This is a genomic window from Paenibacillus pasadenensis DSM 19293 (assembly GCF_000422485.1).
Classification (GTDB): domain Bacteria; phylum Bacillota; class Bacilli; order Paenibacillales; family Paenibacillaceae; genus Paenibacillus_O; species Paenibacillus_O pasadenensis.
In genome coordinates, this window is sequence record NZ_KE383858.1 from 783 (window position 1) to 12,870 (window position 12,088).

A 12,088-nucleotide genomic window follows, 5' to 3' on the forward strand; every position below is an offset into this window, starting at 1 on the left:
GAAAGCCGGGCTGGCGAGCCGCTGCAACCCGATTTATTCGGGTTGGAGCCTGAAAGCCGGGCTAGTGAGCCGCTGCAACCCGATTTATTCGGGTTAGGGCAGAGAGACGAGCTTGCGGGCAGCTAGAACCCAATTTTCCCGGGGGTTCAGTTCGTTATAGAAGCTTTCGAGGGTTCCGGAGAATGCGATCAAGAAATCCTGGTTACATGGAGATCGGAACGAGTCTCTACGAAGCGAAGCGGGGGCGGGTTCGGCATCAGCTTCTAACCGATTGTATCGGTGATAGGGCTAGCCGGTGATGAGCGAAGGCAGCGAGCCTATCGTCGAAACCAGAGAGCGAAGCGGACGGGGGCTCGTGGAGAAGCGGCAGCGGTTCCCTTGGAGGCCGGATTCCTTCCGTTTTGGAAAATGGGATCAAAGGAATCTGGGCTCCAGGGAGATCGGAACGAGTCCCCGCTCTGCGAAGCGGATGCCGGTTTCGCTGCCCGCTCCACCGCGCTTCCCGCTCCACCGCGCTGCCCGCACCGCGCTGCCCGCTCTGCCGCTCTGTCCGCTCTGCCGCTCTGTCCGCTCGCGCGCTGCCCGCTCTGCGCGCTGCCCGCTTTGCGCGCTGCCCGCACCGCGCTGCCCGCACCGCGCTGCTCGCGCTGCCCGCGCTGCCCGCGCTGCCCGCGCTGCCCGCGCTGCCGCGCTGCCCGCACTGCCCGCACTGCCGCGCTGCCCGCGCTGCCGGCTCCGCCCGCGCTGCCGCACCGCTCTGCCGCCCGCTCCCGTCCCTTTCGCCCTCCCGTTGAAAAAGTATCGGTTATTGTTGCTCCTCCCAATGTCGAAAAGCGGGCCTGCGGACCTATAATGGGACCGTAAGCCAGACTAGACCGCAACACCGAGAGGAGAGGGGCTCATGAACCGAGGCGGCTTTTGGTCGGACGTCAGCAAGTACCGCGTCCTCCTGCTCATGCTGCTGCCGGCCGTTCTGTTCTTCCTGCTGTTCGCCTACATCCCGATGGCCGGGATCGTGCTCGCGTTCAAGCAGTTCAATTACAACGGAGGCATTTTCGGCAGTCCGTGGAACGGACTCGACAACTTCCGGTTCTTCTTTGAATCCGGGGACGCCTGGCGGGTCACCCGCAACACGGCGCTGTACAATATCGCGTTCATCATCGTGAACAACGTGCTGCAGATCGCGGCGGCGATCCTGCTGTTCGAGGCGGCGCGGCCGTTCTTCCGCAAGATTTTCCAAACGATGCTGTTCCTGCCGTACTTCATCTCGTGGGTCGTCGTCGGGGCGATCGCCTACAACCTGTTCAACTACGACTACGGCATGCTGAACTCCGTGCTCGGCTGGCTCGGGATGGAGCCGATCGACGTGTACAACACGGCCGCCTACTGGCCGCTGCTGCTGGTCCTCATCTCGGCGTGGAAAGCGCTCGGCTACGGCACGGTCATGTACCTGGCCGCGATCACCGGCCTTGACCGCGAGATGTACGAGGCGGCGGAGATCGACGGCGCGAACATTTTCCAGCGCATCATCCACATCACGATCCCGAACCTGATGCCGACGCTCATCATCCTCATGCTGCTCGCCATCGGCAACATCTTCCGCGGCGACTTCGGGATGTTCTACAACATGGTCGGCACCAACGGCATCCTGTTCTCGACGACCGACGTCATCGACACGTACGTGTTCCGCGCGCTGACGGCGAACAACGACATCGGCATGTCGGCCGCGGCCGGCTTCTACCAGTCGATCCTCGGCTTCGTCACGATCCTCGTCGCCAACTGGGCGGTCCGCCGCTACGACAAGGACCGGGCGCTGTTCTAGAAAGGAGGTCCATCCGACATGAAAAACCAAGCTGCGATTGCGGCCGCATCCGATGCGGTCCGCAGCAAGGCGGTCCGCCGGGACATGCTGCTGTTCCGCATCATCGGCTACGCCGTGCTGGCGCTGCTCGCGCTGTACTGCTTCGTGCCGTTCCTGCTCGTGCTGTCCTCCTCGCTGACGAGCGAGAGCTCGATCATCGAGCACGGCTTCCAGCTGCTGCCGACGGAGTTCTCCACCGAGGCGTACTCGCTGCTGTTCCAGTACCCGGAGCAGATCCTGAGGGCTTACGGCGTCACGATCGGCGTGACGGCGCTCGGCACCTTCGCCGGACTGTTCCTGACGTCGATGACGGCGTACGTGCTGTCCCGCAAGGACTTCCGCTGGCGCAACTCGTTCTCGTTCTTCTTCTTCTTCACGACGCTGTTCAGCGGCGGGCTCGTCCCGTGGTACCTGCTCATCGTCAACTACCTGCAGCTCAAGGACACGTTCATCGTGCTCGTGCTGCCGATGCTGCTCAACGTGTTCTACATCATCGTCATGAAGTCGTTCATGAGCGGCATCCCGGAGGCGATCGTCGAGTCGGCCAAGATGGACGGCGCGGACGACTTCCGGATCTACTGGCAGCTCATCCTGCCGCTCGCCAAGCCGGCGCTCGCCACGATCGGACTGTTCCTGGCGCTCGGCTACTGGAACGACTGGTACAACGCGCTGCTGTTCGTCTCGAACGACAACCTGATGCCGCTCCAGTACTACCTGTACAAGATGCTCGGCAACATGGACGGCATGCGCAAGGCGCTCATCAGCTCCGGCGCGGTCGTGAGCCTCAGCATCCCGACGGAGAGCCTCAAGATGGCGATGACCGTCACCGCGATCGGGCCGATCCTGCTGGCCTATCCGTTCATCCAGCGCTACTTCGTGCAAGGCCTGACGATCGGGTCCGTGAAGGGCTAGTCCTTTCTTATACTCATATAGGGGGAACATTCCATGAAAATGAAAACGAAAAAAGCAACCCTGCTTCCGCTGGCAGCCGCGCTGTCGCTGACCGCCATCCTCTCCGCCTGCAGCGGCGGCGGCAATGCCGAGCCGTCCGCGGCTCCGACCGCCTCGCCGGCTCCGTCCGCAGCGGCGGGCGAGTCGTCCGGCGCGGTCGACACGTCGCAGGAGGTCAAGCTCAAGATGATCCTCGTCGGCGGCAAGCCGGTCGACTACGACAAGGTGTTCGGCGAGCTGAACGCCAAGCTCAAGGAGAAGATCAACGCGACGGTCGACGTCGAGTTCCTCGACTGGTCCGACTGGAACCAGAAGTACCCGCTCAAGTTCGCGGCGAACGAGGACTTCGACCTCGTGTACACGGCGAACTGGGCGTACTACAACGACCAGGCGCTGAAGGGCGGCTTCCTGGAGCTGACCGAGGATATGCTGAAGAAGTACGCGCCGCAGACGATGGAGAGCATGCCGGCCGTATCGTGGGACCAGGCCAAGGTGGACGGCAAGCTGTACATGGTGCCGAACAACAACGTCGAGGTCAACGACAAGGTCGTCCTGTACCGCGAGGACCTGCGCAAGAAGCACAATCTGCCGGAGATCAACAGCCTCGACACGTACGCCCAGTATTTGAAAGCGATTGCGGCGAACGAGAAGGGCATCATCCCTTACGGCGCGAAGGCCGGCGACGGCTGGAAATGGCATGAGATGGACCAGGCGACGCTGGAGCAGCACAACGACTGGAACCTCGTCGACACGACGCTGCCGCTCGCCTACAAGATGGACGACGCGACGGGCCAGATTTTCAACATCTACGACACCCAGGAGTTCAAGGATCTGCTCGTGTACTACAAGGATCTGGCGGACAGCGGCGTCTGGAGCAAAAACGTCGTCAGCAACAAAAACGACGTCTGGCAGGACATCAAGGCCGGCAAGGTCGCTTCCTATGCCGCCCAGAACCTCGGCACCGCCGGCGCCAACCTGGCCGAGATGCGCCGCGACAACCCGTCGCTCGAGGTCGCCATCGCCGACATTACGCCGGACGGCAAGAAGATCGCCGCCATCTCCACGCAGAACGGCATGGCGGTCCACGCGACGAGCAAAAATCCGGAGCGCGCGCTCATGCTGATCGACCTGCTGCAGAACGACAAGGAGATCCACGACCTGACGATGTACGGTATCGCCGGCGAGAACTACGTGCCGGAGGGTGACGACAAGTATACGGCCGGACCGGCCGCAGGCAACTACACCGGCTTCTCCAACTGGGGCTGGAACTCGCCGCTCAACCGCAAGGACGCGTCCTATCCGAAGGAAGCGGACGACATCTTCAACAGCTGGCAGTCCAAGATCTACCACTTCCCGCTGGAGACGTTCGTGTTCAACGGCGAGAAGGTCAAGGCGGAGGTCGCCAACATCGGCAACGTCATGACGCGCTACGCGATTCCGCTGGAATACGGCCTCATCAAGGACATCGACAAAGGCCACGCCGACCTGATCAAGCAGCTCAAGGCCGCCGGCATCGACAAGGTGCAGGCCGAGATGCAGGCGCAGGTGGACGCGTTCCTCGCGGCCCAGAAGTAAGGAAACGAGCGGGGGCCATGCCGCCCGGCTCCTGGCCTTGAGGAAAGGCGACAGAGCTAGGCCACAGCGCCGTCCCCGCGGCAAGGCGCAGGAGCTGGCGGCAGCGCCGTCCCGCGATTTCATTCATCGGCAGGGCTGCAGGAGCCCGCGACCGTCGTCCGTCCAGCTGCAGCCGTCCCCTCGCGGGGGCGGCTCGCGGCTTTTCAACCGAGAGGAGAGGCTACTATGGCAAAAAAACTCAAATTCCCCCCGGTCAGCCCGAAGCTGCCCGTCATGATGCACGGAGCGGATTACAACCCGGACCAGTGGCAGCATGATCCCGCCGTCCTGGAGGAGGACATCCGCCTCATGAAGCTCGCCGGCTGCAACGTCATGTCCGTCGGCATCTTCGCCTGGGCGGCGCTGGAGCCGGAGGAAGGGCGCTTCGAGTTCGGCTGGATGGACCGGCTGCTGGACACGTTCGCCGAAAACGGCATCTACGCCTGGCTGGCGACGCCGAGCGGCGCGCGTCCGGCCTGGATGTCGGAGAAGTACCCCGAGGTGCTGCGCGTCGGGGCGAACCGCGTGCGCAACCTGCACGGCATGCGCCACAACCACTGCTACACGTCGCCGGCGTACCGCGAGAAGACGCGCCTCATGAACGCCAAGCTGGCGGAGCGCTACGCGCATCATCCGGCGGTGCTCGGCTGGCATATCTCCAACGAGTACGGCGGCGAATGCCACTGCGGCTATTGCCAGGACGCGTTCCGGGCGTGGCTCAAGGAGCGCTACGGCTCGCTGGACGCGCTGAACGCCGCCTGGTGGGCGACGTTCTGGAGCCATACGTACACGTCGTGGGAGCAGGTCGAGTCCCCGGCGCCGCACGGCGAGACGATGGTGCATGGCCACAACCTCGACTGGCGCCGCTTCGTGACGCATCAGACGGCGGACTTCTGCCGCGCCGAGATCGCGCCGCTGAAGGCGGCCAATCCGGAGCTGCCGGCGACGACGAACCTGATGGACCTGTTCTACGACCTCGACTACCGCGAGCTCGCCAAGGTCATCGACGTCGTCAGCTGGGACGCCTACCCGATGTGGCATTCGCAGGCGAGCGACGCCGGCACGGCCGCCTGGTTCGCGTTCAACCACGACCTGTTCCGCTCGCTCAAGCAGCAGCCGTTCCTGCTCATGGAAAGCACGCCGAGCCTGACGAACTGGCAGCCGGTCAGCAAGCTCAAGCGTCCGGGCATGCATCGCCTCAGCACGCTGCAGGCGGTGGCGCACGGCTCCGACTCGGTGCAGTATTTCCAGTGGCGCAAGAGCCGCGGCTCGAGCGAGAAGTTCCACGGCGCGGTCGTCGACCATGTCGGGCATGAGCATACGCGCGTGTTCCAGGACGTGGCCGAGCTCGGCCGCGAGCTGGCCGGGCTGACGGAGCTCGTCGGCACGGGCGTGCCGGCGGAGACGGCGATCGTCTTCGACTGGGACAACCGCTGGGCGGTGAACGACGCGCAGGGACCGCGCAACGGCGGCCTGCGCTACGAGCAGACGGTCGTGCAGCATTACAAGGCGCTGTGGGAAATGGGCGTGCCGGTCGACGTCATCGGCTCCGCCGATCCGCTGGACGGCTACAAGCTGTTGATCCTGCCGATGACGTACCTGCTGCGGCAGGACGCCGGCGAGCGCATCGAGGCGTTCGTGCGCGGCGGCGGCACGGTCGCGATGACGTACTGGAGCGGCGTCGTCGACGAGCATGACCTGTGCCGGCTGGACGGCTTCCCCGGACCGCTGCGGAAGGCGGCGGGCGTCTGGGCCGAGGAGATCGAGGGCTTGCACGACGGCGAGGAGAACCGCCTCGTGCTGCGCGAGGGCAATCCGCTCGGCCTGAGTGGCAGCTGGCGGATCCACGAGATCTGCGAGCTGATCCACGCCGAAGGCGCGGACGTCGTCGGCGAGTACGGCGAAGACTTCTACGCCGGGCGGCCGGCGCTGACGGTCCACGCCTTCGGCGAGGGCCGGGTGCACTACTTGGCCGCGCGCGTGGCCGATGAGGCGTTCTACGGGGCGTGGTACGGCGCGCTCGTCCGCGAGGCGGGCGTGGCGCGCGCGCTGGAGGCGGAGCTGCCGCCGGGCGTGACCGCGCAGCTGCGCAGCGACGGGGAGCACGACTACGTGTTCGTGCTCAACTTCTCCGGCGCGGCGGCGCAGGTGCGGCTCGGCGAGAGCGGACTCGTCCGCTTCGAGTCCGGCGAGCCGGCCGGCGCCGAGCTGGCGCTGCCGGCGCATGGCGCGGCGCTGCTGAAGCGCGCCGCGCGCCGCTAGCGCCGCGGAGCCGGGCGCAGAGCGCGGGCAGGCGGGGGCGCGCGGAGCTGGCGTGGAGGCGGGCGCGGCGCGGTGTGCGCGGAGCCGGAGGTGCGAAGCGGTGCGGAGGCAGGCGGGAGCAGCGGCGAGCGGAGCAGGCGGCGGAGCGCAGGCAGGCGGGCGGAGCTGGTGCGGAGGCAGGTGCGGAGGCAGGTGCGGAGGCAGGCGGGCAGAGCTGGTGGGTAGGCGGGCGGAGCAGGCGGCGAACGGCGGAGCACAGGCAGGCGGGTGGCTGCGGAGCCGGTGCGTAGACGAGCTGGGCGAGCATCATGCGAGCGAGGTGGCCAGCCGGGGTTAGAGTTAGCAGACCAGGCGTATTCCGCTTCTGCTGCGGAGCCCGCGACCTCACGGCTGGCTAACGACGAATCAGCTTGTTAAAGCGCAGATTTCATCCCCCTCTAAAATCTAGCGACGCGTGAAGCGCTTAGCGAAGAAAATGGCCCCTGAATAAGCTGTGAACCGAGGATTTCGCAGTTCTTAGCGTCTGATTCGTCGTTAAATTTTCGAACAGGCTCAATCATGCCTTCTAAGCGTCTCAGCCGTCGTTAGAATGAGTCAGACCCTCGAATTGGCGCATCCCGTCAGCAGTCAAACTAAAGAAGCGCTCCAATCCACGTTGCATGTGGATTGGAACGCTTTTTTTCGTTTTCTGCTCCCTCCGATCCGAGCCCAGTCCCGTTAAGTCGATTTTATCGAGCTAATGCAGCCGCACGCCCGATTCGGAGCGGGTTAAGTCGATTTTATCGAGTTAGCGCCAGCCCAACGTTCGAGTCGAGGCCAGCGCGAGGTATGCTTGCGCGGCGGCTCTTCGTGCTGACGGTCTGGCTGTCGTGCGAGTCCGCATGGCTGGCAAAGGGGGCGCCTCCGCCCCTGGACCCCGTCTCACCCCGCTCCTGCCCCGCCTCGCTGCCTGTGCGCTCATTCCCTCGCCCGCCCGTTCCCGCCGCGCTTACCCGACTCACCCTGCCCCAGACTCACCCCGCCCTCGGCTGCCGGGCTTCCAATCGCCGCCGCGCCGCCGGGATGGCGAGCAGCAGCAGGAGCAGCAGCGGCCCGCCGAGGTAGAGGATGAGGTCGTAGTACGGAAACTGCGCCTTGATCAGCTCGTTATAGGCGGCGATGTTCGGCACGCTGATCATGCCTCCCGCCAGCATCAGCAGGCAGAGCGGCATGGCGAGGATGCGGTCGTCCTGCAGCCGCGCGATCTCGCTTATCGTTTTTTGCAGCGAAAAGCTGTAGAGCAGCGCCTTGTAGAACACGGTGACGATCCAGAGAAAGGTCAGGAGGGCTTCCAGCCGTTCGAGGAACCGACCGATCTCGATGCGCTGGGCGAGCTGGAACGTCGGATAATGCTTGAGCTCCATCATGCTCGGCCCGAGCACCAGCACGCAGAGCAGCAGGATGAGGAACAGCATGAGCCCGCCTGTCAGGAAGCCCTTGAATATGGCGGAGCGCGCCGCTTTCCGGTCATCCTCCAGGTAAGGCGTCAGCATGAGCAGCACCGCCGACTCCAGGAAGCCGTAGGCGAAGGAGAGAAAAGAGCCCTCGGCGATCTGCGGCATGCCCGCTCCGGCGATCGGCAGCAGCTGATCCGCCTTGATCTGCGGCAGCAGGCACAATGACAGGAACAGGAACATGGCGATGAAGATCGGGTACAGCAGCTCGCTCGTCCGCGCGAACGTCTCGATGCCGTACCGCAGGCCCGCTGCGATGACGATCAGGAAAGCGAGCATGATCGCCTCTGCCGGCGTCTCGCGCATCATCTGCGCGCGCATGAACAGGCTGATCTCGGCCAGCAGCGCCAGCACCATGGCGTAAAACCCGTACGCATAGACGAGCCCGAGCGCGCTGCCCGCGATGCGTCCGAGCAGCGCCGTCCAGGCTCCGACGAAGCTGAGGCGGCCGAGACGGCCGAGCAGGGCGGCATACGCCCAGGCGAGCGCCATGCCGCATGCGATTGCCGCCAGCTGAGACAGCCAGGCGTCCTGATGGGAGATGTTGCCCATCAGGTTGGGCAGGATGAGGATCGAGTCGCCGATCAGGCTGAACACGATCATGATCTTGAACTGGCGCGCGGAGATGCGTCCGTTGCCGATCGGCTTCATCCGGTCTTCCCCCCGCGGAACAGGCTTGTCAGATCGAGCGGATTGGGAAGCGGAACGTGCAGGCCGTGCGCCGCGAAAAGCAGCAGTCCGGCGAGGCCGATGGCTGCGGCCAGGACGAGCTCCTTTTTGCGGCCGCGCCGCAGCAGCTCGCGCCGGTCCAGGGCCGCGGCGGCCGCAAGCCAAAAGCATCCGGTCAGCAGGGCGTACATATTCGCGTTCCTCCTATTCTTTCGGCTTCACGGAATTGCCGATCGTGCCGGTCTTGCGGATGACGACGTCGATATCGAAGACAATGGCGGCCTGGGAGAAGCCGCTGCTGTTCCCATCGTCCCTCGCCCGCTCCCAGTAAGCCGGATGCTTCTTGGCGAGCGCGCTGCCGAAGCCGAGCACGTCCGTCTCGTGCCTCTTGGCCCAGCGGATCGCGGCTTCCGCATTGCTGCGCACGATGTTCTCCGACCGCTTTTCCAAATCGACGAACGTCGCGTCGCGGTTGAAGTCCACCATCGAGCAGGCATTTTCGACGACGTCGCCCTGCGCCCAGATCTTGACGAGGAACTCGGGCTTGCCGTCCCGCAATCGCGGCATGAGGCGCGTGACGGACGACGTCACCTCGATGCCGGTATAGCCGGTCGGCGAGCAGGGCAGCTCGATCGAGGTGCTGTCCAGGTTGTCGGTCAGATCGGTGAAGCCCTTGCTCTCCTTTTCGTTCAGCCAGCCGATCAGCTTGTCGCCCTTGAAGGCGCCGATGCCGCGGTAGTTGTAGGAGGCGGCCGGCCGGAATCCGGTCAGGTTGGAGGGCCTGCCTGCCTGCTTGCGGCTGCCCTCGATCTCGATGCCGGTCAGCACGAGCTGCTGGCCGTCGTCCGACAGCTTGTTGATCATGTCGCTCATCGTGACCGCCACCGTAGGCGCCCAGGAGCGCTCCGACGTGCGCAGCGACTGCTGCATGCTGTAAGTAGGCAGCCGCTCGAGCGGCGTATACAGGTCGAGGATTTCCGCGGCCGTAGCGCCGCGCGCGATGACGACGTTGTAGTCCATGCGCGCCTCGTTGTCCCGCAAAGGGCTGTCGATGACGCTGGCGACGCCGCGGCGCGCGATCTCCTCGCTCAGCACGAACAGCTGCAGATGGCCGAGGTACATGAGGCGGGGCGCTTGCGTCGTCAAGGAGCGCGCCGCCTCGAAGATCGTATTGCCGCGCCCCTGGTACAGCGTGCCGGGAGCCCGGCTCGCGCCTTTGGTTTTGGAAGAGATCTCGCTCGGATTGACGACCTGGAACGACACGAGGTATTGCCCGTCAACCCAATCGATGCCCATGCCCAGCACGACGAGCAGGTCGTTGAGCTCGCGCCGGCTCCAGCAGCCGCTCAGCAGCAGCAGGCAGGACAGCACGAGGCAGATTCGCATTCGTTTCCGCACGGAAAATCACGCTCCTTAATCGTGGCGGCGGTCCCGGTACCGCCTCGCGCCGGCGCGGCGGGACAGCATCGGCTGCAGGAAGCCCGTCCAGCGCGGCGCCCGCGCCAGCGTATCGGCCAGCCCGCGCGTGCGCAGCGGCGCGATCGGGGACATGTAGCTTTCGCCGAACGTCTTCAGCGAGGAGAGATGAAGCAGCAGCAGCAGCAGCGCCAGGATGATGCCGTACAGCCCGAACGACGCGGCGACGGCCATGAACGCGAAGCGCAGCATGCGGATCGGGATCGAGATGCTGTACGAGGGAAGCGTGAAGGTCGCGATCGCCGTCACCGAGACGACGATGACCATCGCGGCCGAGACGATGCCCGCATCGACCGCCGCCTGCCCGATGACAAGCGTGCCGACGACCGACACGGCCTGGCCGATCGGCCGCGGCATGCGCAGCCCCGCCTCGCGCAGGATCTCGAACGTGATCTCCATGACGAGCGCCTCGACGAAGGCGGGAAAAGGAACGCCCTCGCGCTGCGCCATCAGGCTGAACAACAGCGTGAACGGCAGCATGTCGCGGTGGAACGTCGTAATCGCGATGTAGATCGACGGCAGCAGCAGCGCGATGAACAGGCCGAGCAGGCGCAGCATCCGCAGCAGGCTGGAGTAAAGCGCGGCCTGATAGTAGTCCTCCGCCGACTGCATGAACGTGAAGAACGGGGCCGGCGCGATCAACGCGTCCGGCGAGCCGTCCACGAGGATGGCGATCTTGCCTTCCATCAGCTCGCCCGCGACGCTGTCGGGGAGCTCGGTGTTTTTTATCGTAGGAAAAAAAGAGCGCCGGTCGTCCGCGATCAGCTCTTCCACGTAGCCGCTGTCCAGCACGCCGTCGATATCGATCGCCTGCAGCCGGGAGCGGGCCTCTTCCACGACCGAAGGCTTGGCCAGCCCCTGGATGTAGATGAGGCATACCTCGGTCTTGGTCATGCGCCCGAGCTGCATCGACTCCATCCACAGGCGAGGGTCCTTGATCTTGCGCCGCAGCAGCGCCGTGTTGACCCGCATCGTCTCCGTGAAGCTCTCCCGCGGACCGCGGATCGCGGTCTGGTTGGGCGACTCGGCGATTTCGCGGCTCTTCCACTTCGCATTGGAAGCCGCAAAGGCGAGCTCGCTGCCGTCCAGCACGAGAATCGCGCTGCCGCTCAGCAGCCGCTCATAAAGCGCCGCCATGTCGGGGACCGGATCGCCGCTGCCGATCGTGCCGAGCAGCCGCAGCGCGGCGGAAGCGACGGCCGCTGCCGGAGGGGCGAGCCCGTCCTCCTCCGCTCCGGCCGCCTGCAGCACGTCGGAGATGTAGCGGTCGGCCGTCTCCTCATCGGATATGCCGTCGATGTAGACGAGCGCGGCGGGAGGCGACGGAGCGGCGGGATCGCCGAACCGTCGGATGACGAGATCGCCGCTCCCGCCCATGTCCTGGCGGATCGTCTCGAGCAGCCGGCCGGCATCGGGATCGAGCGGCAGCGGCTGCAGCATGCCCGGCTCCGTGCCTTCCCAGCTGAATGTCGGTTTCATCCATGACCGCCGCCTTTTTACGCGTTTCCGTCCAGGCAGCGTTGCGGCCTGGTCTGTGAGAAGTGTGCCCAGCCGCGAGGGCCATTATCCAAAATCCGGCAGCGGCCCGGACCGTTCGAGCCGCCGCCAAAAGGGATGCTGGGAGCGGCCGTGTCTGACTAGGCGCGTTGCGGCGAGGCGTTTCGGGGCTTCCAGGGCCCTAGTTCGCCTCCACCGGGGCGGGCGGCTCAGCAGCGGGGCTCGGACGAGCGTCCCGGCGGGGGAGATGCGCGGAAAAACCGAG

General features: G+C 65.2%; 8 protein-coding genes. 4 read left to right on the forward strand and 4 right to left on the reverse strand.

All coding sequences use genetic code 11. The features are described 5' to 3' along the window. The first annotated feature begins 901 nt into the window (after positions 1-901). The 4 genes from H582_RS0122885 to H582_RS0122900 all read left to right on the forward strand — a co-directional run bounded on the left by H582_RS0122885 (position 902) and on the right by H582_RS0122900 (position 6,688). Complete coding sequence (locus tag H582_RS0122885; RefSeq protein ID WP_028600397.1) at positions 902-1,822, forward strand: ABC transporter permease; 921 nt, start codon at positions 902-904, stop codon at positions 1,820-1,822. 84 nt (positions 1,823-1,906) lie between these two features. Beyond that, a complete protein-coding gene (locus H582_RS0122890) occupies positions 1,907-2,773 on the forward strand; it encodes a carbohydrate ABC transporter permease (RefSeq protein ID WP_052333593.1) in 867 nt (288 codons plus the stop codon). A gap of 33 nt (positions 2,774-2,806) precedes the next feature. Beyond that, positions 2,807-4,387 carry a DUF3502 domain-containing protein gene (locus H582_RS0122895; RefSeq protein WP_028600399.1) on the forward strand — a complete coding sequence of 527 codons (1,581 nt, stop codon included), beginning with the start codon at positions 2,807-2,809 and terminating at the stop codon, positions 4,385-4,387. A gap of 225 nt (positions 4,388-4,612) precedes the next feature. Continuing rightward, positions 4,613-6,688 carry a beta-galactosidase gene (locus H582_RS0122900; RefSeq protein ID WP_028600400.1) on the forward strand — a complete coding sequence of 692 codons (2,076 nt, stop codon included), beginning with the start codon at positions 4,613-4,615 and terminating at the stop codon, positions 6,686-6,688. 1,013 nt (positions 6,689-7,701) lie between these two features. Here H582_RS0122900 and H582_RS0122905 read toward each other — a convergent pair. From H582_RS0122905 to H582_RS29205, 4 genes are read right to left on the reverse strand one after another with little or no spacing between them, the layout of a single operon-like run. Beyond that, positions 7,702-8,832, reverse strand: coding sequence for a GerAB/ArcD/ProY family transporter (locus H582_RS0122905; protein WP_028600401.1), 1,131 nt, complete (start codon positions 8,830-8,832; stop codon positions 7,702-7,704). After that, positions 8,829-9,041 (reverse strand): hypothetical protein, encoded by a 213-nt coding sequence (locus H582_RS32505; RefSeq protein ID WP_028600402.1) that lies wholly within the window; start codon positions 9,039-9,041, stop codon positions 8,829-8,831. Before H582_RS32505 ends, H582_RS0122905 begins: the two co-directional genes overlap by 4 nt. Positions 9,042-9,054: 13 nt before the next feature. After that, complete coding sequence (locus H582_RS0122915; RefSeq protein WP_028600403.1) at positions 9,055-10,248, reverse strand: Ger(x)C family spore germination protein; 1,194 nt, start codon at positions 10,246-10,248, stop codon at positions 9,055-9,057. A gap of 15 nt (positions 10,249-10,263) precedes the next feature. Then, on the reverse strand, positions 10,264-11,805 hold the full coding sequence (locus H582_RS29205) for a spore germination protein (RefSeq protein ID WP_084137555.1): 1,542 nt from the start codon (positions 11,803-11,805) through the stop codon (positions 10,264-10,266). Between the last annotated feature and the right edge of the window lie 283 nt (positions 11,806-12,088).

Excerpts from the sequence above, each read along its gene's own strand:
- H582_RS0122885 (WP_028600397.1), top strand. The coding sequence starts at position 902 with ATGAACCGAGGCGGCTTTTGGTCGGACGTCAGCAAGTACCGCGTCCTC.
- H582_RS0122890 (WP_052333593.1), top strand. The coding sequence starts at position 1,907 with ATGCTGCTGTTCCGCATCATCGGCTACGCCGTGCTGGCGCTGCTCGCG.
- H582_RS0122895 (WP_028600399.1), top strand. The coding sequence starts at position 2,807 with ATGAAAATGAAAACGAAAAAAGCAACCCTGCTTCCGCTGGCAGCCGCG.
- H582_RS0122900 (WP_028600400.1), top strand. The coding sequence starts at position 4,613 with ATGGCAAAAAAACTCAAATTCCCCCCGGTCAGCCCGAAGCTGCCCGTC.
- H582_RS0122905 (WP_028600401.1), bottom strand. The coding sequence starts at position 8,832 with ATGAAGCCGATCGGCAACGGACGCATCTCCGCGCGCCAGTTCAAGATC.
- H582_RS32505 (WP_028600402.1), bottom strand. The coding sequence starts at position 9,041 with ATGTACGCCCTGCTGACCGGATGCTTTTGGCTTGCGGCCGCCGCGGCC.
- H582_RS29205 (WP_084137555.1), bottom strand. The coding sequence starts at position 11,805 with ATGAAACCGACATTCAGCTGGGAAGGCACGGAGCCGGGCATGCTGCAG.